The sequence below is a fragment of the Cellulomonas sp. PhB150 genome (genome assembly GCF_003755175.1).
Classification (GTDB): Bacteria; Actinomycetota; Actinomycetes; order Actinomycetales; family Cellulomonadaceae; genus Cellulomonas.
The window spans coordinates 209,304-230,910 of record NZ_RKHX01000002.1 but is presented as its reverse complement, the minus strand read 5'-3'; the positions used below and the strand labels follow the sequence as shown (position 1 = coordinate 230,910).

Genomic DNA, 21,607 nt, shown 5'->3' with positions numbered 1-21,607 from the left:
CCGGCGCGCGGCGAGCCCGGACGGCTACGGAAGCATGCCGCGGGTCCATCGCGCGGGCAGGAGCGCGGCCAGGGTGAGGATCCCGAGCGCGATCGCGGCGAGCATGCCGACCATCAGCCCGATGTCCCGCAGTCCGTCGATCGCGTTGCCGCCGACGAGCGTCTCGAGCCCGCGCAGCCCCCGCGACCCGGGGGTCAGCACGAAGAACGCGCCGAGGAACAGCACGTAGGGCGCGGGCCTGCCCACGGGGCGCGACAGGACCAGCACGAGCGCGGTCATCGCCATCGCACCCAGGAACGTCCCCGGGATCTCGCCGAACGCCCAGGTCCCCAGCTGCGCGGCCCCGAACGTGAGCAGGATCGTGACGAGCGCCCACGGGAAGTCGCGCGGCCGCATCGAGAACACCAGCATCACCCCGACCGCGAACAGCACCCAGCCGAACCAGACGCCCCACCACGGCAGCGTGCTGACGACGTCGGGGTCGAACAGGTCGGACGCGTCGGCGCCGAGCAGCCCGAGCGCCAGGACGGCGCCGAGGCCCAGGAAGACCAGCACGAAGAAGGAGTAGACGAGCCGGCTCGCGCCCGCGGTGTACCGGCCGGCGGCCAGCTCGAGCGCGCCGGCGCTCAGTGCGTCGCCGGGGATGAAGAGGAACAGCACGGGCGCCATGAGCTGGATCGGCCCACCGTGGATCCAGCCGTGCTCGTAGGCCGAGATCGCCGCGATCGAGACGACCGTCGAGGAGATCAGCGGGGCCACCAGCGCGAGCCGCGGCCTCGAGAGCATGGCGACGAAGGCGAGCCCGACGACCACGCCGCCGAGCCCGGCCGCGACGACCTCCTGCCACGTCGCCTGGATCGAGACCCCGAACCCGATCGTGAACAGCACCGCCCCCAGGACGCGCAGCGCCGGCCCGAACCGGCCGGGCTGCGCGCGGAGCTCGGCGACCCGGGCGCGGGCGACCGCCACGGGCGGCGGGTCGGCCTCGATCGCGTCGATCAGGTCGTTGAGGGCGGCGATCTGGTCGAGCGCGGGGATGTCCGGGTGCCCGGCGGCGACGCGCGTGACACCGCCGACCGTCACGATCGCCGCGTCGGCGAGGACCACGGCCTCGATCTCCTTGCCGTACGCGCGGGCGACGCGCGTGAGCCGGTCCTCGGTGCTGACGGTGCCCTCGAAGCTCCACGCGACGAGCAGCGCGGCCAGCTCCACGACCAGCTGGTCGACGTCGTCGGCGCGCGCCGGCCGACCCGTGCCGGGCTCAGTGGGACGCACGCACCCTCCCGTTCACGACGACGTCAGCCGCGAGCGTATCGACGCGGGTGGCTCAGGGCTGCGACTGCGTCCAGGGCGCGCCGGGCCACTGCGCCCACTCCTCGAAGTGCCGCACGCGCCCGTCGTCGGCGAACACCAGGATCCACAGGTCGCGGTACTCGCGCGGCTCGTCGCCGCCGTAGGCGACCTCGGCCCGCACGACCGCGGTGTCGCCGTCCACGGCCAGCGGCGACCACGCCAGGGTGAACGGGGTCTCGTCGTCCCAGAAGTCGCGGATCGCCTCGAGCCCCACGAGCCCGTCGTCGTACCCCGACCGCAGGTACACGGCGTCGTGCGTGAACAGGCGCTCCACCGCCGCCGCATCACGCTCGCGCCACGCTCGCTCGTACTCCCCGACCCACGCCGTGACGTCCATCGGCCCAGTGTGGTCCGCGGCCGAGCCTGGCGCGATGTCGGACCCCGGGTAGAACATGTGTTCTATGCCTGAGCCGCGCGCCGCCATCCTGCACGCCGACCTCGACGCGTTCTACGCGTCGGTCGAGCAGCGCGACGACCCGCGCCTGCGCAACCGGCCGGTCGTGGTGGGCGGCGGCGTGGTTCTCGCGGCCTCCTACGAGGCGAAGCGGCGCGGCGTGAAGACCGCGATGAGCGGCCGGCAGGCGCGGATGCTCTGCCCCGACGTCATCACCGTGCCGCCGCGGTTCGACGCCTACGTCGAGGCCAGCAAGGCGGTGTTCGACGTCTTCCGGGACACGACACCGCAGGTCCAGGGCGTCTCGATCGACGAGGCGTTCCTCGACGTGGCGGGGCTGCACCGGATCGACGTCGCGCCGGTCGACATCGGGGCACGGCTGCGCGCGCGGATCCGTGAGGAGGTGGGGCTGCCGATCACCGTCGGCGTGGCCCGGACCCCGTTCCTCGCGAAGGTCGCCAGTCGCGTCGCCAAGCCGGACGGGCTCCTGCTCGTGCCGCCCGACGCGGAGGACGCGTTCCTGCACCCGTTGCCGCTGACGATGCTGTGGGGCGTCGGCGAGGTGACGGCGACGAAGCTGGAGGGCTACGGGCTCCGCACGGCCGGCGACGTGGCGACGCTCGGCGAGCCTGTGCTGCGCGGTTTGCTGGGCCCCGCCGCGGGACGGCACCTGTTCGCGGTCGTGCACGGGCGCACCCCGGAGCGGGTGGTCACCGACCGGCGACGGAGCTCGATCGGCGCGCAGCGGGCGATCGGGCACGGCCGGCACTCCCCCGAGTTCGTCACGGCCGCGCTGCTCGGACTCGTCGACCGCGTGTGCCGTCGCATGCGCTCCGCCCACCGGATCGCACGGACCGTCGTGCTGCGACTCCGGTTCGAGGACTACACCAAGGCCACCCGGTCGCACTCGCTCGCGCACGCGACCTCGTCCGGCGAGGACCTCGCGGCGACCGCGACCATGCTGCTCGACGCCGCCGGGCCGCTCGTCCGCGAGCGCGGGCTCACGCTGGTCGGCGTCGCGCTGACCAACCTCGAGTCGGACGCGGTGGTGCAGCCGCGGCTGTCGTTCGGGCCCGTCGACACGGGCGGGATGGACGCCGCGGTCGACGCGGTCGCCGCGCGGTTCGGCAGCGGCGCGGTGATGCGGGCGAGCCTGATCAGGTCCGGGGACGGGTTCTCCGTGCCGATGCTGCCCGACTGAGCGCGTGTCGGAGGGCCGCGGCAGCATGGCCGGATGGAGATCACCAAGCGCATCACCGTCTTCGACGCCGCCGACCTCGCCGCCGAGTCCGCCTTCTGGGCCGGGCTGCTGGGCGGGACCGTCGAGGCCGAGGACGACTGGCACACCGTCTACGTCGACAAGCAGCCGCAGCTCGGCTTCCAGCTCGCCCCGGACCACCGGCGCCCGCAGTGGCCGGACGGCGTCCCCCAGCAGATCCACCTCGACCTGTACATCACGGACCTGGCCGGCGCGCACGCCGAGGCGATGGCCCTGGGCGCCGAGCTGCTGCAGGCCGCCGAGGATCCCGACGGCCCGGAGGGTTTCCAGGTGTACGCCGACCCCGCCGGGCACCCGTTCTGCCTCTGCTGGGGATGAGCGTGCCCCCTGCAGCGGGGCCGCCGCGGAGGTAGCGTGCCGAGAAGACCGCGCACAACGACGTGCGCGGTCGTACGTCGCTGCAAGGAGTGCCCGTGGCCATCACCAGCCCGTTCCCCGACGTCGAGATCCCCGACCTGCCGGTGTACGACTTCCTGTTCCGCGACCTGCCGGGCAGCGCGCTGACCAGCACCGCCGTCCTCGACTCCGTGTCGGGGCGGGCGACCAGCTACGGCGAGCTGCTCGACCAGGTCGACCGCGTCGCGGGAGCGCTCGCCGCCCGAGGGATCGGACCGGGCGACGTCGTCGCGCTGCACTCGCCGAACTCCCCCGCGTTCGTCGCACTGTTCCACGGGATCCTGCGTGCGGGTGCCACGGTCACGACCGTGAACTCGCTCTACACGGGCGACGAGATCGGCCGCCAGCTCGCCGACTCGAGGGCGCGGCTGGCGATCACGGTCGGCGTGCTGCGGGAGAACATGGCCGCGGGTGCGGCGGCGGCCGGCGTCGGGACGGTGATGGTCGTCGACGGCGCCGAGGGGCACGAGTCGCTCGCCGACTGGCTGGGCGAGGCCCGCACCGCGCCGGTGGTGAGCATCGACCCCGCGACGCACCTGGCGGTGCTGCCGTACTCGTCGGGCACGACGGGGCTGGCCAAGGGCGTCATGCTCACGCACCGCAACCTCGTCGCGAACGTCGCCCAGACCATCGGGATCATCACGCTCGGCCCGGACGACAGGGTCGCTGCGGTGCTGCCGTTCTTCCACATCTACGGCATGACGGTGCTGCTCAACCTGTCGCTGTTCGCCCGCGCGCAGCTCGTGACGTTCCCACGGTTCGACCTCGCCCAGTTCCTCGGCGCGATCGCCGAGCACCGCTGCACCTACCTGTTCATCGCACCGCCGATCGCGCTCGCCCTCGCGCGGCACCCGCTCGTGGCGGAGCACGACCTGGGCAGCGTCCACACGATCCTGTCCGGCGCGGCGCCGCTGGACGGCGCGCTGGCCGACGCGGTCGCCGAGCGGCTGTCCTGCCGGGTGGTGCAGGGCTACGGGATGACCGAGATGAGCCCGGTCTCGCACGCGGTCCCCGCGGACCGCACCGACATCCCGCGCGGCTCGGTGGGACTGGTCATCCCGAACATGGTCTGCCGCCTGGTCGACCCGACCGACGGGCACGACATCCCGGTCCCCGACGAGGGCATGAGCGAGCCCGGCGAGCTGTGGTGCCAGGGCCCGAACGTGATGACCGGGTACCTCGGCGACGACGACGCGACCGCGCAGACGCTCGACGCGGACGGCTTCCTGCACACCGGCGACATCGCGACGGTCGACGCGAGCGGCGCGTTCTACGTCGTCGACCGGCTCAAGGAGCTCATCAAGTACCACGGCTACCAGGTGCCGCCCGCGGAGCTCGAGGCGCTGCTGCTCACGCACCCCGACGTGCAGGACGCGGCCGTGATCGGCGTCCCGGACGACGACGGGCAGGAGGTGCCCAAGGCGTTCGTGGTGCGCGCGTCGCAGGACCTCACGGCGGAGACGCTCATGGCGTGGGTCGCGGAGCGGGTCGCGGCGCACAAGAAGATCCGGCGGGTGGAGTTCATCGACGCGGTCCCGAAGTCCGCGTCGGGCAAGATCCTGCGCAAGGACCTGCGCACCCGATGAAGGCGCTCTACAAGGCGGCCGCAGGCCCGGGGCTCGAGCTCGTCGACCGCCCCGAGCCCGAGGCGGGGCCGGGCGAGGTCAAGATCCGCGTCCTGCGCACCGGCATCTGCGGCACCGACCTGCACATCGAGCGGTGGGACCCCTGGGCGGCGGGCGCAGTCCGGGCGCCCCTGATCCCCGGGCACGAGCTCTGCGGCGAGATCGTCGACGTCGGCGCCGGCGTGCACGACATCACGGAGGGCGACCTGGTCTCCGGCGAGGGGCACATCGTGTGCGGCACGTGCCGCAACTGCCGGGCCGGCCGTCGGCAGATGTGCATCCGCACCGTCGGCGTCGGGCTGCAGCGCGACGGCGCGTTCGCGCAGTTCGTCGTGCTGCCCGCCGAGAACGTCTGGGTGCACCACGACGCGATCGAGCCCGAGGTCGGTGCACTGTTCGACCCCCTCGGCAACGCCGTGCACACCGCGCTGGCGTTCACGGTGGTCGGAGAGGACGTGCTCGTCAGCGGCTGCGGCCCGATCGGCCTGATGTCGATCGCGGTCGCCCGGCACGCCGGCGCGCGGTTCATCGTCGCGACCGACGTCAACGACGCGCGCCTCGCCCTTGCCCGGGAGATGGGCGCCGACCGGGGCCTGAACGTCACGCGCGAGAACCTGCACGAGCTGCAGCACGAGGTCGGCATGCGCGAGGGGTTCGACATCGCGTTCGAGATGAGCGGCTCACCGACCGCGTTGCCGCTGGTCATCGACAACATGAACCACGGCGGTCGGATCGCGATGCTGGGCCTGCCGAGCGAGCCGTTCAGCATCGACTGGGGCGTGGTCGTGACGAGGATGCTGACGCTCAAGGGGATCTACGGTCGCGAGATGTTCGAGACGTGGAACTCCATGAGCGCCATGCTGCACACGAGCGAGGTGCTCCGCGGGCGCATCGCGTCGCTCGTCTCGCACCGGTTCGCCGCCACGCAGTGGCGGGAGGCGTTCGACGCGGCCGCGTCGGGCGGGGTGGGCAAGGTCATCATCGATTGGACGCAGATCTGATGCACGCGACGACGAGGCAGCGGTTCGCCGACGAGCTGGCGGAGATCGAGTCCGCGGGGCTGACCAAGCACGAGCGGCCGCTGAGCAGCACGCAGTCGGCCCACATCGGCCTCGGCGAGGCGCGCCTGATGAACTTCTGCGCCAACAACTACCTGGGCCTGGCCGACGACGAGCGCATCGAGGCCGCCGCCGTGGCGGCGATCCGCGACCGCGGCTTCGGGCTGGCCAGCGTCCGGTTCATCTGCGGCACGCAGGACATCCACCTCGAGCTGGAACGGGCCGTCTCGCAGTTCCTGCAGCGCGACGACACGATCCTGTTCTCGTCGTGCTTCGACGCGAACGGCGGGGTGTTCGAGGTGCTGTTCGGCGCCGACGACGCGATCATCTCCGACGAGCTCAACCACGCCTCGCTCATCGACGGCATCCGCCTGTGCAAGGCGCAGCGCTTCCGGTACCGCAACGCCGACCTGGCGGACCTCGAGGCGCAGCTCGTCGCCGCGGCCGGTGCGCGCACGCGGGTCGTCGTCACGGACGGCGTGTTCTCGATGGACGGCTCCTACGCGCCCCTCGACGGCATCTGCGACCTGGCCGAGCGGTACGACGCCATGGTCTTGGTCGACGACTCGCACGCCGTCGGGTTCGTCGGCGACGGCGGACGCGGCACACCCTGGCTGTTCGGCGTGGCCGACCGCGTCGACATCCTCACCGGCACGTTCGGCAAGGCGCTCGGTGGCGCGTCGGGCGGGTACGTCGCCGCGCAGCAGGAGGTCGTCGACCTGCTGCGCCAGCGCGCGCGGCCGTACCTGTTCTCCAACACGCTCGCGCCGTCGGTCGTCGCCGGGACGCTCGCAGCGCTCGAGCTCGTGGCCTCGTCCGACGAGGCACGCGCGGCGCTGGCTGCCAACGCGGCGCTCTTCCGCGCGCTGATGACCGACGCGGGCTTCGACCTGCTCCCCGGCTCGCACCCGATCGTGCCCGTGATGTTCGGCGACGCCGTGCTGGCAGCCGGTGTCGCACGCGCCCTCGAGGCGCGCGGCGTCTACGTCACCGCGTTCAGCTACCCGGTCGTGCCGCGGGGCAAGGCCCGGATCCGGGTGCAGCTGTCCGCGGTGCACACCGAGGCGGACATCCGGGCGTGCGTCGAGGCGTTCGCGGCGGCACGCGACGAGGTCGCCCGGTGACGACGGTCGCGATGATCCCGGGCGCGGGCGGTGACGGCTGGTTCCTGCACCCCCTGGTCACGGACCTGCGAGGGCGTGGGCTCGACGCGTTCGCGGTCGACCTGCCGACGGCGGGTGCGCACGACGGGCTCGCGGCCGCGGCGGACGCGGTCGTCGACGCGATCGGCGGGCGCACGGACGTCGTGCTCGTCGCGCAGTCGATGGGCGGGTTCACGGCGCCGCTGGTCTCGTCACGGGTGCGCGTCCGGATGGTCGTGCTCGTCAACGCGATGATCCCGCTGCCGGGCGAGACGGTCGGCGAGTGGGGCGAGCACGTGGGGTCGACCGAGGCCAGGGAGGCGGCTGCCCGCGAGGGCGGCTACCCCACGGAGTTCTCCGACGAGGTCTACTTCCTCGACGGCTTCGCGCCCGCGCTGGTCCGCGAGGTCGCCCGGCACGACAAGCCGCAGTCCGACGCCGTGTTCGCGGACTCCGCGCAGTTCACCTGGCCCGACGTGCCCATCCACGTGATCGCGGCCCGCGACGACCGGCTCTTCCCCCTCGCCCTGCAGCATCGGGTCGCGCGCGAGCGCCTGGGTGTCGAACCCGACGTGGTCCCCGGCGGGCACCTCGCACCGCTGAGCCACCCGGGACCGATCGGTGCGCTGATCGCCGGCTATCTCGGTTGACCGCGGTGCTAGCGTCCCAGTGATTCACGACCGACCTCAGGAGGTGACACCCATGGACGCAGGACCCCACCGGGTGCTCTCCGCGGCCCGCGACTGATCTCGTCGCGACGGGGAGCGCCACAGGAACATCGCGGAAGGCGATTCCCATGAGCACTCCTGAACCACGCACGACCACGAACGACCGAGCCCTGGTGCTCGCCGGTGCCGGCGCGGCCGGCAACGCCTGGGAGCTCGGCCTCGTCGCCGGTCTCGCGGCCGCCGGCGTCGACCTCACCGACGCCGACCTCGTCGTCGGCACCTCGGCCGGGTCGACGGCCGCCGCCCAGATCACCAGCGGCGCCCGGCCCGCGGACCTGTACGCGGCCGTCGTCGCCGAGGCCCCACCAGCCGGGCCTGGCCCTGCTCGCCCGGCGAGAGCCACCTCCCAGAGCTTCATGGACTGGTCGGACACGATCATCGCGTCGTCGGCCGACCCGTCGGACATGCGCCGCCGGATGGGCGCCGCGGCGCTCGCCAAGGACACGGCCGACGACGAGAGCACGAGGCGCTGGCGCGAGACCGTCGCGGCGCGCCTCCCCCGCCGGGACTGGCCCGCACGGCTCGTGCGCATCGCCGTCGTCGACGCGCGGACCGGCGAGCCGGTCGTGCTCGACCGCGACAGCGGGATCGACCTGGTCGACGCCGTGGCCGCGAGCACCAGCAACGGCTTCGCCGGCACGTACGGCGTCGGCGAGCGCCGGTTCATCAACGGCGGCTACCGACGCAACGAGAACGCGGACCTGGCGGCGGGGTACGGGCGGGTGCTCGTGCTGTCGCCGTTCGGCGGCCGGACGCGGCACCCGCTCGCGTGGCGCACGGACCTCGCCGCGCAGGTCGCCGAGCTGCGCGCCGGGGGCAGCAGCGTCGAGGTGGTGGTGCCCGACGCGAGCGCGGGCGACGTGTTCGACGCCCGCGCCATGGATCCGTCGACCCGTCCGCAGGCAGCCCGGGGCGGCTACGAGCAGGGCAGGGCCCTCGCCGGGCGCCTGGCGACCTTCTGGGTCTAGCGGCCGAACTCTGCCTCGCCCGACTCGAGCGCGCGGCGGATCCTGCCGCCCATGTCCTGCGACATGGGCGGCAGGGCGTCCAGCGCGAACCACGCGGCGTCGGTGTTCTCCCCGTCGGCGGGCGCGGGCGTGCCGGACACGTACCGGAAGCGGAACACCACGTCGAGGTACTGCGCCCGGTCGCCGTTGTCGTAGGTCATGGGGGGCAGCACGTGCACCCAGGCGAGGCGCTCGGGGACGGCGACCACGTCGGCCTCCTCGAGCACCTCGCGGGCGCCCGCGGCGGCCGGCTCCTCACCCGGGTCGATGATCCCGGTGACGGGCGTCCAGGCGCCGGTGTCCGCGCGGCGCACGAGCAGCACGTGGGAGTCGTCGCGCACCACCACGGCCGTGACGCCGCTCAGCCACAGCGACTCGTGGCCGACAGCCGCGCGCAGCGCGAGGATGAAGTCAGGGATCGCCACGCGCCGATCGTAGGCGGAGCGTGGCGACCCCTGACGTCAGGCCAGGGCCTTCGCCTTCAGCTGCGCGAACTCGCCCGCGTCGATCACGCCGGCGTCGAGCAGCTCCTTGGCCCGGGCGATGTCGGCGGACGGCGAGGCCGACGCCACGTCCCGGATGTAGCTCTCGGTCTGGGACCGCGCCTGGTGGGCGCGCGCAGCCTGCCGCTCCGCCATGCTCCGACCCCGCGCGATGACGTAGATGAGCGCCACGAGGAACGGCAGCAGGATCAGGCCGATCAGCCACAGGGCCTTCAACCAGCCGCTGAGGTCCTTGTCCCGGAACAGGTCCGTGACGATCTGGAACAGGACGATCAGGTACATCACGAACGCGAACCACCACACCATGAGCCAGAACCACTGCATGAAGCTGTTCACCGCATTACCTCCTTCGAGCAGGGTGGGGGCCGTCAGCCGGCCAGGATCTGCGCCTTCTGCACCTCGAACTCCGCCGGGCTGAGCACGCCCTGGTCCCGCAGCGCGGCGAGGCGCGTCAGCTGCGCGAGCTTCGCGTCCATGTCCAGGCCCGCCGCCGGAGCCGGCGCCGGGGGCGGGGGTGGCGGCGGAGCGGCGTACGTCGGTTCGGCGTAGGCGGGCGCAGGCTCCTGGGCGGACCAGCGCCCGGCCTGCCGGCGAGAGACACGGTTCGAGACGGCTGTCGCCGTCCCGGCGACGACGGCCGTGCGCGCGACGCCGCGGATGAGTCCAGGCATGTCAGTCCTCCTAGCTGTCAGTCGGTGTGGTTCAGCCGGCTTCGATCGCGTCGAGCGACGCGAGGATGGCCTGCACGGGGATGCGCCCGCTCGCGACCATCTGCGCGCCGCTCCGGCGCAGCGCGACCGCGAACGGGACGGCCCAGACGTTCTCGTACACCAGGACCGCCGCAGCGGCACCGGGCTCGATCGCGTTCGCCGCCTCCTGCAGGTCGTCGTCACCCAGCAGCCCGGAGGTCGCGCCCTCGAAGAGGGTCAGGTCGGCGGCGCCGTCGGGGAGGGCGTCCAGCGCGAGGCCGGACAGCGAGCCGTCGGTCTCCTTGCGCACGACGACGAGGTCGAGGATGCGGATCAGCCCCCGGTCCACCAGGTCGACCAGCAGGGGGAACGCCTCGCCCTTCATCCCGCCCGGCGGGAACTCGACGACGAGGTAGTCGATGGGGCCCGTCTGCTCGAGGTCGGCCACGTCCTGACTCATGGTCATCCGCCTTTCCCCGGCCGAGGCTCGACGGTCGCGAGCCCTCACTCCGGAACGACTTCCACCTTGGATCTCGCCCGCGTGCGCGTCGTCACGCAGAACGCATGATTCGCGCCCGGCGCGCGTCACACGATCGACGTGATGCGTCGACGCCTGGCCCGTGCCTCAATGGGTGTTCACTCCGACGACCCGACCGAGGCGATCTCGTGGACTACATCGACCGACTGCGACGACTCGCGCTCAACGACCCGGGCGTCGTCGACGAGGTCGCGAGGGAGGCTCGCGTCCTCGACGCCAAGTCGCTCGCCCTCGTCCGCCTCGCGGCGCTCGTCGCCGTCGGTGGCGCCGAGCCGACCTACGGCACCGAGGTCGACGCCGCCGTCAGCGCGGGCGCCACCACGGCCGAGATCGTCGACGTGCTCACCGCGGCCGTCCCCATCGTCGGGTTGCCCAGCGTCGTCGCCGCCGCGCCGATGCTCTCGCTGGCTCTCGGGTACGACCCGTTCGAGGCCGAAGGCGCCTGAGGACCTACTGGCCGAGCAGGCCCATCTCCAGCGCCCGTTCGACGGCCCGGCCGCGCGAGGACACCCCGAGCTTGCGGTAGATCGAGCCGATCTCCGAGCTGGCCGTGTTGCGCGAGACGAACAGCCGCTCACCGATCTCGCGGATCGTCAGGTGGGTCTGCAGGTACGGCAGGAGCCGCAGCTCCGCGGGGGTCAGCGGTGACGCGCCCGTGGGGTCGTCGTGCCCGGCCGCCTCGAGCAGGGTGCGCGCCTCGTGGGCCTCGCGGACCAGCGTGCCCATGTCCGGTCGACGCAGGAGGAGGTCGTCCGCCTCGCGCAGCAGGTGCCGGGCCGCCGTCGGGTCGTCGCCCGCGCAGACGCGCGCCAGCTGCAGCCGGCCGCCGATCGCGAGGTAGGGCAGCAGCACGCCGCACGTCGGCCGGACGCGCATCGCCCGGACGACCTGGCGCGCGCTCTCGGCCGCGTCCCCCCGGTGCGCCGCGAGCCGGGCGCCGGCGACGAAGCCCACGAGGCTCGTGGGGTAGTCCAGCATCCGGTGGTCGTCGATCGCCGCGAGCGCGATGCCGACCCGCTCCACCGCCCGGTCCCAGCGGTCGGCATCCATGTCGAGGAGAGCCAGCTCGGACTCGGCGACCACGACCACGTCGGCGTTGCCGAGCTCCCGCCCGCGCTCGGCTGCCTCCTCGAGCAGGCGGACGGCGGACTCGGGGTCCCCGAGGAGCAGTGCGGCGACTCCACCCAGGACGGTCGCGGTCGGCCGCCAGGGGCTCCACTCCGGCTCGGCGTCGATCGCGACCGACGCGTCGGCCAGCATCCTGGCGGGACCGGACGCGCAGAGCAGCGCCCGGAACATCGCGCGCGCCGACTCGAACGACGCCGTGCCGTCGACGGGCACCCGGTCGAACGTCGCCGCGTCGGCCACCGCCGCCCAGTGCAGCGCCTCGGCCGTGCGCCCGGTGCCGACGGCGATGCGGCCTGCGGCGACGGCCAGGGGCGCGTACCCCTCGACGAGCACGTCCCCGAGGTCGCGGAGCCAGCGCTGCACGGTCGCGATCTGCCCGGCCTGGTACGTCGGCAGAGCCAGCTGCGCCGCGAGCTGGACGCACCGGTCGTGCTCGCCCGTGAGCATGAGGTGCTCGAGGGCCCGCGTCGGCGAGCCGTTCGCCTGGTACCAGTCCGCGGCGCGCAGGTTGAGCTTCATCTCCTCGTCCGGCTCGACGCGTCGGAGCTCCGCCAGGAGGAACTCGCGGAACAGCGCGTGGTACCGGAACCAGCCTCGGTGGCGATCGAGCGCGACGAGGAACAGGCTCGACTCCTCGAGCTCGCGAAGCCGCTCGGCCGCGCCGCGCTCGTCCAGCACGGCGTCGCACAGCGACGCGCTGAGCCGGCTGAGCACCGACGTCCGGCGCAGGAAGTGCTGCGTCTGCGGGGACAGCTGGCCGAGGGCCTCGCGCTGGAGGTAGTCCGCCACGTACCTGTCGTCGCCGGTCAGCGGTCCCGCGTCGGCTCCCTGCTCGCTGGCGACGAGGGAGGCGAGGTAGATCCCCGCGGGCCAGCCCTCGGTGCGCTCGGTGACCAGCGCCGCCGACTCGGCCGTGACCGGGACGTGCGCCGCGGACAGGATCTGCCGCGCGCCCTCGACGTCGAGCGCGAGATCCGCGGCGCCGATCCAGGTCACCGCGCCCGACGCGCGCAGCCGCGCGAGGTCTGGCCTCTCCGCGCGGCTCGCCATGACGAGCTGGGATCCCTCGGGCAGCGCGGCGACCACCAGCCCCAGCGCGTCGTGGCACGCGCTGGCGCGCAGCTCGTGGACGTCGTCGAGCAGCAGCACGAAGTCCACGGGGCTCGTGCGCACCGCGGCGGCGAGGCGGGGCGCCGCCCGCCCGAGCACGGCGATCCCGGCGCCGCTCATCTCCTCGACCACACCGGGCTCGACGACGCCCGCCCTCGACAGCGCGGCCGCCAGGAGCTGGAGCAGGATCGTGGGCTCGTCGTCCGGAGCCTCCAGGCCCACCCAGGCGACGGCACGCGGATCGGAGGCGGCCCACTGGGCGAGCAGCGTGGACTTGCCGTAGCCCGCCGGCGCGTTGACCTCCACGACCGGGCGGCCGCTCGCCCGCGCTCGCGCGACCAGCGGGGCGCGACTGACCGCCCCGGGCCTCTCGCGCGGCACGGAGAGCTTGGTGGCGACCAGGACGTCCTCGAGGCGCCCGCCCGCCGGACCCGCTTCCGGCAATTCCCCCATAGGGGGACCCTAGGGCGGCGGTCACCCCCGGCACCACACCCTGCGGCGCCCGGTTCTGAGCGGCCGCGGCACACCGCTGCCTCTCACGCGGTCTGCGTGATGTGCCGCACGGCACCGGCTCCTAGCGTCGGGAGCGCACTCCCCTCGAGGATCGGACGCACCCATGCACCCCGCGACCCTGCACCGACCGGCTCCGGCGACCGTGGCCCCGGGCCCGCACGCGTGGGACCACGGCGGCGCCGGGTTCTCGCTCACCGCGAGCGTGACGGTCCCGACCGGCGGCGCGGAGGGGCTGATCCGCGCGCAGCGTGGCCGCTTCGACAGCTGGGCGCTGTACTGCCACGGCGGGCGGCTGTGCTTCGCCTACGACGTGCTCGGCACGCGCGAGTTCATCGTCGTCGGCCGCACCCGACTGGCTGGCGGCGTGCACCAGGCGCGGGCCGACTTCCTCGCGGACGACGAGGCCCCGGCACCCGGCGGCGACGTCGCGCTGTTCCTGGACGGGGCGCGGGTCGGCGAGGGACACGTCGGGGCGGCCCGGCCACCGGTGCACGCGGCCGAGGAGAGCGCGGAGGGCACCCGCGCCACGCTCGGGTCGCACTACGCGGCGCAGACCGGCGTGTTCACGGGCACGATCCACTGGGTCCAGCTGGACTCGGCCTCCGCGGGCCGCCTCCTGACCGCCGACGACCGTCTGCGCGTGGCGATGACCCAGCACTAGCCGGCGGGCGTCCGGTCGAGGGAACCTGGGTCCCGGTGGCTGCGGCGACCGACCGAGGCACCGGGCGCCCGTCGCGTCGTGGTCCGCTCCCTTCCCGAGGAGGTCCTGAGGTGACAGCGCTCGACGGTTCACCGCCCAAGGGCGAGCCCGACTCCGCTCGCCGGCGTGCCGCGCACCTGTACGGCCTGGTCGTGACCGGGTCGGTCCTCGCGGCCGCACCGCTCGAGCTCGGCCTCGTCCGGATCGCGCTCCTGCTGCTCGGCACGCTCGCCGTGTACTGGGCCGCGGAGTCCTACGCGCACATGATTGCGGCCCGCACGGTCCTGAGACGCAGCATGACCGCGCACGAGCGCCGCGAGGTGTTCCGCGACGGAGTCCCGCTCATCGCCGCGTGCCTGATCCCCGGGGTCGTCCTCGTCGGTGAGGCTGTGCTCGGCGTCGACGTCGGGACGGGCATCGACATCGCCCTCGGGGTGAACCTCGCCATGCTGCTCGTGGTCGGCTGGCGGATGAGCTCCGTCAGCGGCATGACGGGTCTCACGCGCATCGGGTCGACCCTCCTGTGCGGCCTGCTCGGCGTCGCGCTCGCGGCGCTGAAGATGGGGCTGCACCACTGACCCGGTGATCACGTCGGGTCGGTGCCCGGCTGTGCCTGCAGCGGCGGGCTGCCCTCCCGGCGGAGGGCATTGCGCCCGACCACCTGCTGCCACGTCGCGACCTGCTCGGACCGTGATCGCCCGACGAAGCTGACGACCCAGTGCATCAACGTGGAGACGCGGTTCTTGAACCCGATCAGGTACAGCAGGTGCACACCGAGCCACAGCAGCCACGCGAGCAGCCCGGCCGTCTCGAACCTGCCGATCCTGGCGACGGCGTGGAACCGCGCGACCGTCGCCATCATCCCCTTGTCCCGGTAGCGGAACGGCGGACCGGGTTCCTCACCCCGCACGCGCCGGGTGATCGCCTTGGCCGCGTACGTCCCGCTCTGCATCGCGAGCTGCGCGACCCAGGGGTAGCCGTTGATCGTCATCAGGTCACCCACGACGAACACCTCGGGGTGGCCCGGGAGCGTGCAGTCCTCCTCCACCTCGATGCGTCCGGCGCGGTCGGTCGGCGCGCCCGCGTCCTCGGCCAGCTGCGCGGCGAGCGGGGACGCGCCCACGCCGGCAGCCCAGACCTTGCAGGCCGCCTCGAGCCGCGTCCGGTGCCCCTCGCCGTCCACGACGACCACCCCGTCCTCGTCGACGTCGACGACCTTGCGGCCCATCCACAGCTCGACGCCGAGCGACTCGAGGCGGTCGGCGGCCGCGCGGGAGAGCTTGTCGCTGTACCCGGGCAGCACCTGCGGCACCGGGTCGATGACGACGACGCGGGTTCGGGACGGGTCGATGTGCCGGAACGTCCCGGGCAGGGTCCGGCGAGACAGCTCGGCGATCTGACCCGCCATCTCGACACCGGTCGCGCCCGCACCGACGACGACGAACGTCAGCAACCGGTCGAGGGTCTCGTCGTCCGTCGACAGCTCGGCGAGCTCGAACGCACCGAGGATGCGTCCCCGCACCTCGAGAGCGTCGTCGAGGCTCTTGAGGCCGGGCGCGAACTGCGCGAACCGGTCGTTGCCGAAGTACGACTGCCCGGCGCCGGCAGCCACGATGATGCTGTCGTAGCTGGTCCGCCGCTCGCCGAGCGGCGAGGTGGAGACGACCTCGCGCGCGTCGAGGTCGATGTGGGTGACCAGGCCGAGGAGCACGCGCACGTTGCGCTGGCGCTTGAGCACCTCGCGCGTGGGCGGCGCGATCTCGCCCGACGAGAGGACGCCCGTGGCCACCTGGTAGAGCAACGGCTGGAACAGGTGGTGGTTGGTGCCGCTGAGCACCGTCACCCGGACCGGCGCGTGCGCGAACGCCTGCGCCGCGAAGAGGCCGCCGAAACCAGAGCCGACGATGACGACGTGGTGCAGGGGCGTGTCCATCCATCGACGCTAGGCGCGGCCGCGGACGCCCGCACCTCCGCACGCTCGCCGGTCTGGGAACCGCGTGGCACGATGCGCGGATGGTGCGCATCGCCTCGATCGCCCCCGTCCTGCCTCGCCACGTCCACCCCCAGGCCGAGATCACCGCGACCATCGCCCCCCTCCTGACGTCCGACCCCCGGCGTCTGGCGACGATCGCGCGGATCCACGCCCACACGGGCGTCGCGACGCGGCACACGGCGCTGCCCCTGGACGCCTACGCGGGCCTGACCACGTTCGGTGCGGCCAACGACGCCTTCATCCGTGCGGGCACCGACCTCGCGGCCGAAGCCTGCCGCCGGGCGATGGCCGACGCCGGCGTCGCTCCCGCCGAGGTCGACCTGATCTTCTTCACGTCGGTCACCGGGATCGCGACGCCGTCCATCGACGCGCTGCTCGTCGCCAGGCTCGGGCTCCGCAGCGACGTCAAGCGCGTGCCCTCGTTCGGGCTGGGCTGCGTCGCGGGGGCCGCGGGGATCGCTCGTGTCCGCGACCACCTCGTCGGACACCCGCAGGACGTCGCGCTGCTCGTCTCCGTCGAGCTGTGCTCCCTGACGCTCCAGCACGGCGACGCGTCGATGGCGAACATCGTCTCCAGCGGCCTGTTCGGCGACGGCGCGGCCGCGGCCGTCATGCTCGGCGACGACCGCGCGGTCGACGCGCCAGGTGTGGACGTCGTGGACAGCCGCGCGGCCCTCGTCCCGGACACCACCGACGCGCTCGGCTGGGACGTCGGCGGCTCCGGGTTCCGGATCGTGCTCGCGGCGAGCCTCGCGGACATCGTCGAGGAGCATCTCGCCCCCGGGATCGTCGACCTGCTGGCCGCGCACCAGCTCAAGGTCAGCGACGTGGGCACCTGGGTCGCCCACACCGGGGGCCCTCGCATCCTGCAGGCCGCGACGCGCGCGCTGGAGCTGCCCGACGACGCGTTCGCGGCGAGCTGGGCCTCGCTGGCGCGGGTCGGCAACCTGTCCTCGTCGGGCGTCCTGCACGTGCTGGCCGACGCCCTGCGCACCGGCGGGCAGATCCCCGGGTCGGCCGGCGTGCTGTTCGCTATCGGTCCGGGCGTCTGCACCGAGACCGTCCTGCTCCGCTGGCCCGAGGAGACGCCGTGACCCCGTACGACTGGCTGATCGTGGTGATCGCGCTCGAGCGGGTGGCCGAGCTCGTCGTGTCCCAGCGGCACGTGACCTGGGCCCTGGCGCACGGCGGGGTCGAGTCCGGGCAGCGGCACTACCCACCGATGGTCGCGCTGCACACCGGCCTCCTGGTCGCGTGCGTCGTCGAGGTGCACGCCGCCGACCGCCCGTTCCTGCCCGCCCTCGGGTGGACCGCCCTCGCGTTCGTGGTGGCGGCCAACGCGCTGCGCTGGTGGTGCATCACGACGCTGGGCCGGCACTGGAGCACGCGGGTGATCGTCGTGCCCGGCTCCACGCTCGTGCGCCGCGGGCCGTACCGCTGGTTCGCGCACCCCAACTACGTGGCCGTCGCGGTCGAGGGCCTGGCCCTGCCCCTCGTGCACACCGCGTGGGTCACGGCGATCGCGTTCACGGTCCTCAACGCGATCCTGCTGCTGCGCTTCCGGATCCCGACCGAGGAGCGGGCGTTGCAGGCGATCACGGCATGACGCTCGACGTCCTCGTCGTGGGCGGCGGGCCGATCGGGCTCGCGGCCGCGATCGAGGCGCGCCTGGCCGGTCTGTCCGTCACGGTCGTCGAGCCGCGCGCGACCCCCGTGGACAAGGCGTGCGGTGAGGGCCTCATGCCGGGGGCCGTCGCGGCCCTCGCGCGGCTGGGTGTCGACCCCGCCGGACACCGCCTGGCCGGCATCCGCTACCTGTCGGGCACACGGGTCGCCGACCACCTGTTCGCGACGTCGCAGGGCCGCGGGGTGCGCCGCACGACGCTGCAGGCCGCGCTCGCGCGCCGGGCCGACGAGCTCGGCGCGCAGATCGTGACCGGCAGGGCCGGAGCCGTCGAGCAGGACGCGGACGCCGTCACGTGCGCCGGCATCCGCGCCCGCTGGCTCCTGGCCTGCGACGGCCTGCACTCCCCCGTGCGACGCGGCCTGGGCCTCGAGGTCGCGCCCCGCGGCTCGCACCCGGGTCGCCGCTACGGGATCCGGCGCCACTTCCGGGTGGCTGCGTGGACCGACCTCGTCGAGGTGCACTGGGGCCGCGACGTCGAGGCGTACGTGACGCCGGTGGACGACGACGTGGTCGGCGTCGCGCTGCTCGGACCGCCGCACCGCGACTACGACGACTCGCTCGACGCGTTCCCCGGGCTGCGCCGCCACCTGGCCGGCGCGCCGACGATCGGCCCCGTGCGCGGCGCCGGGCCGCTGCGGCAGCGCACGTCGGCCCGCACCGCCGGCCGCGTGCGGCTCGTGGGTGACGCGTCCGGGTACGTCGACGCGCTCACGGGCGAGGGAGTGCGGGTGGGCCTCGCCCAGGCGCACGCCGCGATCGCGTCGCTCGGGCCCGACGTGGCCGCGGCGAACGCGCAGTACGAGCGCGCGTGGTCGCGCGCGACGCGCAGCTACCGGGTGCTCACGTCCGGGCTGCTGGCCGCGGCGGGCTCGCCCCTGCGCGCGGGGATCGTGCCCCTGGCGGCCGCGACCCCGCGCCTGTACGGCACGATCGTCGAGCGGCTCGCCCGCTGACGCGTCAGGCGGGCACCGCCTGGCGCGCGGCGCCGCCGGTCAGGACGCGGCCGTCGGGCAGCACGGCGATGACCGCCGCCGCGCCGTGCGCGTGCGCCCACTCGACTCCGGGCGGGCCGAGGGCCAGCACGGTCGTGGCGAGGACGTCCGCCGTCATCAGGTCCCCGGCCACGACGGTCGCCGCGACCAGCTCCGTGGCCGTCTCCCCCGTCCGGCCGTCCCACACGTGGTGGCCGCGCTCGTAGAGGCCCGACGTGGCCACCGCGCCGTCGCGCACCTCGAGCACGGCGAGCACCCGCTCCGCGTCGGCGGGGTGCCGCACGCCGACGCTCCAGCCGCGCCCGGGCTCGGGCTCGCCTGCCGCCGCGACGTCGCCGCCGGCGTTCAGGCAGAACGAGCTCAGCCCGCCCGCACGCAGCACGTCGACGGCCCGCTGCGCCGCCCAGCCCTTGACGACGCCGTCGGTGTCGAGCGAGCCGTCGGGCCGGCGCACCGAGAACGCGCCGCCCGAGTCGGCCGACGCCCGCTCGGCCACCGCCAGCACCTCGCGCAGCTCGTCGGACAGGTCGTCGGGCGCGACCTCACCCCGGCCGTACCGGCTGACCTCGCTGCCCGGGTCGAACCGGCTGAACTGCCGGTTCGCCGCGTGCAGCTGCTCGAACGCGTCCGTCACGAGCCCCCACACGTCCTCGCGCCGCGCACCCGGGACGTCCAGCGACATCGGGATGCCCATCACGGTCTCCTGGTGACGCACCCGCTCAGCCCCTCTGGTCGATGGCCGACTGCAGCGACTGCGCGTAGCCCTGCGAGGTGTACGTCGCCCCGGAGACGGTGTCGATCTGCGCGGACTGGGCCGCGAGCGCCTCCTGCGTCAGCATCGGGACGGCCTGCTGGTTGATCCGCTCGCTCTCGCGCTCGCGGCTCGGCGTCTGCAGCGCCTGGATGTCGGTGATCGTGTCGCCCGAGAACGTCACGGAGAGCTGGATCGGGCCGTAGCGGGTCTGCTCGACGTCGCCGACGATCGTGACGGCGTCGGCGGACGACGAGCCCGACGAGCTGTCGCCGCCCGTTTCGGTGCTGGTCGATCCGCTGGTCGATCCGCTGGTCGAGCCGCTGGTCGAGCCGTCGCTCGCGCCGCCGTCGCTCGACCCGGCCGCCGAGGACGAGTCGGAGCTCGACGAGTCCGAGGGCGCGTCCGAGGACGAGCCCGAACCCGACGACGACCCCGTGCCCGTCGTCGTGCCCGTCGCCGGAGCGGCGGCCGCAGCCTCCGGCGCCACGCCGGCGAACTTCGCGATCCCGGCGGCCGCCATCGCGGCCACCGCCCCCACGTACAGCAGCGTTCCCCGCCACGGTCGGGCAGCCATCAGCCGATCTCCTCTCGGTGGATCGCGGACGCGGGCACCCCGAGGGCGCGCGCGGAGCGCACGACGGTCGTGATCATGGCCTCGGGTCCGCAGACGAACACGTCGCGTGCGGCGATGTCCGGCACGAGCCCGCGCAGGTGCGCGGGCGCGAGCGGGTCGTAGCCGAGCAGCGCGCGGCGCCCGGGGACGGGCACGTAGCGCAGCCGCGCGGACGGCGTGAACTCGCCGGCCAGGGCCAGCCCGTCGGCGGTGTGCGCACGATGCACCACGACGACCTCGTGCCCGCGCAGCACCAGGTCCTCCGCGAGCGCCCGCACGGGCCCGATGCCGGCCCCGCCACCGACGAGCAGCACCTGGTGGGTCGTGGCGCGGTCGGCCGTGAACCGCCCGAACGGCCCCTCGACCTGCACCCGCGTCCCGGGCCGGAGGCCGGCCACCGCCGCCGAGTGGTCGCCGAGCGCACCGATGGTCAGCCGCAGCCGGTCGTCGGTCGGGACCATCGAGAGCGAGTACGGGTGAGCCGTGCCCAGGTGCCCGCGGCTGACGAACCGCACGAGCAGGTGCTGACCCGCGCGGGCGTGCAGCCGGGAGAGCCCGGCACCGGTCAGCCACACGCTGACCAGCCCACGCCCCTCGGGCACGACGGCCGAGACGCGCAGCTGCAGCGCCCGGTGGTCGAGCAGCGGTAGGACGACGCGCCAGACGAGGATCGCGCCGGCCGTCGCGGAGTACAGCAGGATCCACGCGACGCGGGCCCACGGGGAGGCGACGAAGTGCGTCCCGCCGGCGATCTGGTGGAAGAACGCGAGGAAGATCCCCGCGTAGATCGTCAGGTGGATCGCGAACCACGCCTCGTACCGCAGCCTCTGCCGCGCGAGCCGCGCGCTCGAGACGCCGACGGCCAGGAACAGCACGGTCCCGATCAGCGCCCACCACAGGTACGGCTGCGTGCGCAGCACCGAGGGCACCTCGGCCCACACGGTCACCTGGTCGAGCAGCGCCCCGCCGACGATCATCAGCGCCACGTGCGTCACCACGAGCAGCACGACGGTGGTGCCGAGCGATCGGTGCCACGCCACGAGCCGGTCGAACCCGACCGACCGCTCGAACCACGGCACGCGGGCGATGAGCAGCACCTGCGCGCACACCAGGAACGAGGCGAGCAGTCCGGCCAGCTCCCCCACGCTCATGAGCGCCCCACCGGGGGCCGCGGCGACGGCCGGCGAGGCACCCTGCCACCAGAACGCGAGGACGGCCAGGCACCCGACCCACGTCGCGACGAGCACGGCGGACGCCCGGCGCCGCGGCGCGGGCGAGCGCGGGGCGCGGGGCGTGATCGTCGGCGGGGCGACGCGTGTCGTCGTGGTCATGGCACCACTGTGCGGGTCCGTTCTCCGAGGACTCTCGGAGGTTCCTGTGCGCCCGCCATGAGTCACAGCCAGCG

General features: G+C 74.0%; 24 protein-coding genes. 13 read left to right on the top strand and 11 right to left on the bottom strand.

The genetic code is table 11. The annotated features are described in order from the left end of the window. Positions 1–24: 24 nt before the first annotated feature. On the bottom strand, positions 25–1,275 hold the full coding sequence (locus EDF34_RS08410; protein ID WP_123370928.1) for a threonine/serine exporter ThrE family protein: 1,251 nt from the start codon (positions 1,273–1,275) through the stop codon (positions 25–27). A gap of 52 nt (positions 1,276–1,327) precedes the next feature. After that, positions 1,328–1,690, bottom strand: a complete 363-nt coding sequence (locus tag EDF34_RS08405) for an AtzH-like domain-containing protein (RefSeq protein ID WP_123371265.1) — start codon at positions 1,688–1,690, stop codon at positions 1,328–1,330. A gap of 64 nt (positions 1,691–1,754) precedes the next feature. Between EDF34_RS08405 and dinB the strand changes: the two genes are divergently transcribed. The 7 genes from dinB (at position 1,755) to EDF34_RS08370 (ending at position 8,943) form a co-directional block, all read left to right on the top strand. Next, positions 1,755–2,948: a DNA polymerase IV gene (gene dinB, locus EDF34_RS08400; RefSeq protein WP_199737746.1), complete on the top strand. Its 1,194-nt coding sequence runs from the start codon at positions 1,755–1,757 to the stop codon at positions 2,946–2,948. A gap of 33 nt (positions 2,949–2,981) precedes the next feature. Next, positions 2,982–3,344, top strand: a complete 363-nt coding sequence (locus EDF34_RS08395) for a VOC family protein (RefSeq protein WP_123370926.1) — start codon at positions 2,982–2,984, stop codon at positions 3,342–3,344. A gap of 95 nt (positions 3,345–3,439) precedes the next feature. After that, a complete protein-coding gene (locus EDF34_RS08390) occupies positions 3,440–5,008 on the top strand; it encodes an AMP-binding protein (protein WP_123370925.1) in 1,569 nt (522 codons plus the stop codon). Beyond that, the gene (gene tdh / locus EDF34_RS08385; RefSeq protein ID WP_123370924.1) at positions 5,005–6,048 is read left to right on the top strand and encodes an L-threonine 3-dehydrogenase; all 1,044 of its coding nucleotides are present in this window, start codon (positions 5,005–5,007) and stop codon (positions 6,046–6,048) included. The genes EDF34_RS08390 and tdh overlap by 4 nt, the downstream gene beginning before the upstream one ends. After that, positions 6,048–7,229, top strand: a complete 1,182-nt coding sequence (locus EDF34_RS08380) for a glycine C-acetyltransferase (protein ID WP_123370923.1) — start codon at positions 6,048–6,050, stop codon at positions 7,227–7,229. Before tdh ends, EDF34_RS08380 begins: the two co-directional genes overlap by 1 nt. Continuing rightward, positions 7,226–7,897 carry an alpha/beta hydrolase gene (locus tag EDF34_RS08375; protein WP_123370922.1) on the top strand — a complete coding sequence of 224 codons (672 nt, stop codon included), beginning with the start codon at positions 7,226–7,228 and terminating at the stop codon, positions 7,895–7,897. Before EDF34_RS08380 ends, EDF34_RS08375 begins: the two co-directional genes overlap by 4 nt. 146 nt (positions 7,898–8,043) lie before the next feature. Beyond that, positions 8,044–8,943: a patatin-like phospholipase family protein gene (locus EDF34_RS08370; RefSeq protein WP_123370921.1), complete on the top strand. Its 900-nt coding sequence runs from the start codon at positions 8,044–8,046 to the stop codon at positions 8,941–8,943. Here EDF34_RS08370 and EDF34_RS08365 read toward each other — a convergent pair. The 4 genes from EDF34_RS08365 to EDF34_RS08350 are packed head-to-tail and all read right to left on the bottom strand — an operon-like array spanning position 8,940 to position 10,634. Then, a complete protein-coding gene (locus tag EDF34_RS08365) occupies positions 8,940–9,407 on the bottom strand; it encodes an NUDIX domain-containing protein (protein WP_123370920.1) in 468 nt (155 codons plus the stop codon). The two genes, EDF34_RS08370 and EDF34_RS08365, sit on opposite strands and share 4 nt — an antisense overlap. 36 nt (positions 9,408–9,443) lie before the next feature. After that, a complete protein-coding gene (locus tag EDF34_RS08360) occupies positions 9,444–9,821 on the bottom strand; it encodes an SHOCT domain-containing protein (RefSeq protein ID WP_123370919.1) in 378 nt (125 codons plus the stop codon). A gap of 32 nt (positions 9,822–9,853) precedes the next feature. Next, positions 9,854–10,156, bottom strand: coding sequence for an SHOCT domain-containing protein (locus tag EDF34_RS08355; protein WP_123370918.1), 303 nt, complete (start codon positions 10,154–10,156; stop codon positions 9,854–9,856). A 31-nt stretch (positions 10,157–10,187) separates the two neighbouring features. Next, on the bottom strand, positions 10,188–10,634 hold the full coding sequence (locus EDF34_RS08350) for a DUF6325 family protein (RefSeq protein WP_123371263.1): 447 nt from the start codon (positions 10,632–10,634) through the stop codon (positions 10,188–10,190). Between the two features lie 206 nt (positions 10,635–10,840). On the opposite strand from EDF34_RS08350, the gene EDF34_RS08345 reads away from it, so the two are divergent. Next, entirely contained in the window at positions 10,841–11,158 is a 318-nt protein-coding gene (locus tag EDF34_RS08345) for a carboxymuconolactone decarboxylase family protein (protein ID WP_123370917.1), read from the top strand. Between the two features lie 4 nt (positions 11,159–11,162). Here EDF34_RS08345 and EDF34_RS08340 read toward each other — a convergent pair whose 3' ends face one another. Next, positions 11,163–13,403: a LuxR C-terminal-related transcriptional regulator gene (locus tag EDF34_RS08340; RefSeq protein WP_123370916.1), complete on the bottom strand. Its 2,241-nt coding sequence runs from the start codon at positions 13,401–13,403 to the stop codon at positions 11,163–11,165. A 163-nt stretch (positions 13,404–13,566) separates the two neighbouring features. Here EDF34_RS08340 and EDF34_RS08335 point away from each other — a divergent pair, with 163 nt between their 5' ends. Together EDF34_RS08335 and EDF34_RS08330 are read left to right on the top strand one after the other, a co-directional pair. Then, positions 13,567–14,124 carry a hypothetical protein gene (locus EDF34_RS08335; RefSeq protein ID WP_123370915.1) on the top strand — a complete coding sequence of 186 codons (558 nt, stop codon included), beginning with the start codon at positions 13,567–13,569 and terminating at the stop codon, positions 14,122–14,124. Between the two features lie 110 nt (positions 14,125–14,234). Further along, complete coding sequence (locus EDF34_RS08330; protein WP_123370914.1) at positions 14,235–14,741, top strand: hypothetical protein; 507 nt, start codon at positions 14,235–14,237, stop codon at positions 14,739–14,741. A gap of 8 nt (positions 14,742–14,749) precedes the next feature. On the opposite strand, the gene EDF34_RS08325 is transcribed toward EDF34_RS08330, so the two are convergent. Then, positions 14,750–16,096, bottom strand: a complete 1,347-nt coding sequence (locus EDF34_RS08325; RefSeq protein ID WP_123370913.1) for an NAD(P)/FAD-dependent oxidoreductase — start codon at positions 16,094–16,096, stop codon at positions 14,750–14,752. An 80-nt stretch (positions 16,097–16,176) separates the two neighbouring features. Between EDF34_RS08325 and EDF34_RS08320 the strand changes: the two genes are divergently transcribed. The 3 genes from EDF34_RS08320 to EDF34_RS08310 are packed head-to-tail and all read left to right on the top strand — an operon-like array spanning position 16,177 to position 18,796. Further along, entirely contained in the window at positions 16,177–17,250 is a 1,074-nt protein-coding gene (locus EDF34_RS08320) for a type III polyketide synthase (protein ID WP_123370912.1), read from the top strand. Then, positions 17,247–17,762, top strand: coding sequence for an isoprenylcysteine carboxyl methyltransferase family protein (locus EDF34_RS08315; protein ID WP_123370911.1), 516 nt, complete (start codon positions 17,247–17,249; stop codon positions 17,760–17,762). Before EDF34_RS08320 ends, EDF34_RS08315 begins: the two co-directional genes overlap by 4 nt. Then, positions 17,759–18,796, top strand: a complete 1,038-nt coding sequence (locus EDF34_RS08310) for an NAD(P)/FAD-dependent oxidoreductase (protein ID WP_123370910.1) — start codon at positions 17,759–17,761, stop codon at positions 18,794–18,796. Before EDF34_RS08315 ends, EDF34_RS08310 begins: the two co-directional genes overlap by 4 nt. Before the next feature lie 4 nt (positions 18,797–18,800). On the opposite strand, the gene EDF34_RS08305 is transcribed toward EDF34_RS08310, so the two are convergent. From EDF34_RS08305 to EDF34_RS08295, 3 genes are read right to left on the bottom strand one after another with little or no spacing between them, the layout of a single operon-like run. After that, positions 18,801–19,529: an FAD:protein FMN transferase gene (locus EDF34_RS08305; protein WP_123370909.1), complete on the bottom strand. Its 729-nt coding sequence runs from the start codon at positions 19,527–19,529 to the stop codon at positions 18,801–18,803. Positions 19,530–19,554: 25 nt separating this feature from the next. Further along, complete coding sequence (locus EDF34_RS08300) at positions 19,555–20,163, bottom strand: FMN-binding protein (RefSeq protein WP_123370908.1); 609 nt, start codon at positions 20,161–20,163, stop codon at positions 19,555–19,557. Continuing rightward, entirely contained in the window at positions 20,163–21,533 is a 1,371-nt protein-coding gene (locus tag EDF34_RS08295; RefSeq protein ID WP_123370907.1) for a ferric reductase-like transmembrane domain-containing protein, read from the bottom strand. The genes EDF34_RS08300 and EDF34_RS08295 overlap by 1 nt, the downstream gene beginning before the upstream one ends. Positions 21,534–21,607: the final 74 nt, after the last annotated feature.

What these genes read in the sequence shown, in the direction of transcription:
- EDF34_RS08395 (WP_123370926.1), top strand. Translation starts at nt 2,982, where the DNA reads ATGGAGATCACCAAGCGCATCACCGTCTTCGACGCCGCCGACCTCGCC.
- tdh (WP_123370924.1), top strand. Translation starts at nt 5,005, where the DNA reads ATGAAGGCGCTCTACAAGGCGGCCGCAGGCCCGGGGCTCGAGCTCGTC.
- EDF34_RS08355 (WP_123370918.1), bottom strand. Translation starts at nt 10,156, where the DNA reads ATGCCTGGACTCATCCGCGGCGTCGCGCGCACGGCCGTCGTCGCCGGG.
- EDF34_RS08305 (WP_123370909.1), bottom strand. Translation starts at nt 19,529, where the DNA reads ATGGGCATCCCGATGTCGCTGGACGTCCCGGGTGCGCGGCGCGAGGAC.
- EDF34_RS08340 (WP_123370916.1), bottom strand. Translation starts at nt 13,403, where the DNA reads ATGGGGGAATTGCCGGAAGCGGGTCCGGCGGGCGGGCGCCTCGAGGAC.
- EDF34_RS08310 (WP_123370910.1), top strand. Translation starts at nt 17,759, where the DNA reads ATGACGCTCGACGTCCTCGTCGTGGGCGGCGGGCCGATCGGGCTCGCG.
- EDF34_RS08405 (WP_123371265.1), bottom strand. Translation starts at nt 1,690, where the DNA reads ATGGACGTCACGGCGTGGGTCGGGGAGTACGAGCGAGCGTGGCGCGAG.
- EDF34_RS08335 (WP_123370915.1), top strand. Translation starts at nt 13,567, where the DNA reads ATGCACCCCGCGACCCTGCACCGACCGGCTCCGGCGACCGTGGCCCCG.
- EDF34_RS08300 (WP_123370908.1), bottom strand. Translation starts at nt 20,163, where the DNA reads ATGGCTGCCCGACCGTGGCGGGGAACGCTGCTGTACGTGGGGGCGGTG.
- EDF34_RS08295 (WP_123370907.1), bottom strand. Translation starts at nt 21,533, where the DNA reads ATGACCACGACGACACGCGTCGCCCCGCCGACGATCACGCCCCGCGCC.
- EDF34_RS08320 (WP_123370912.1), top strand. Translation starts at nt 16,177, where the DNA reads ATGGTGCGCATCGCCTCGATCGCCCCCGTCCTGCCTCGCCACGTCCAC.
- EDF34_RS08380 (WP_123370923.1), top strand. Translation starts at nt 6,048, where the DNA reads ATGCACGCGACGACGAGGCAGCGGTTCGCCGACGAGCTGGCGGAGATC.
- EDF34_RS08325 (WP_123370913.1), bottom strand. Translation starts at nt 16,096, where the DNA reads ATGGACACGCCCCTGCACCACGTCGTCATCGTCGGCTCTGGTTTCGGC.
- EDF34_RS08370 (WP_123370921.1), top strand. Translation starts at nt 8,044, where the DNA reads ATGAGCACTCCTGAACCACGCACGACCACGAACGACCGAGCCCTGGTG.
- EDF34_RS08350 (WP_123371263.1), bottom strand. Translation starts at nt 10,634, where the DNA reads ATGAGTCAGGACGTGGCCGACCTCGAGCAGACGGGCCCCATCGACTAC.
- dinB (WP_199737746.1), top strand. Translation starts at nt 1,755, where the DNA reads ATGCCTGAGCCGCGCGCCGCCATCCTGCACGCCGACCTCGACGCGTTC.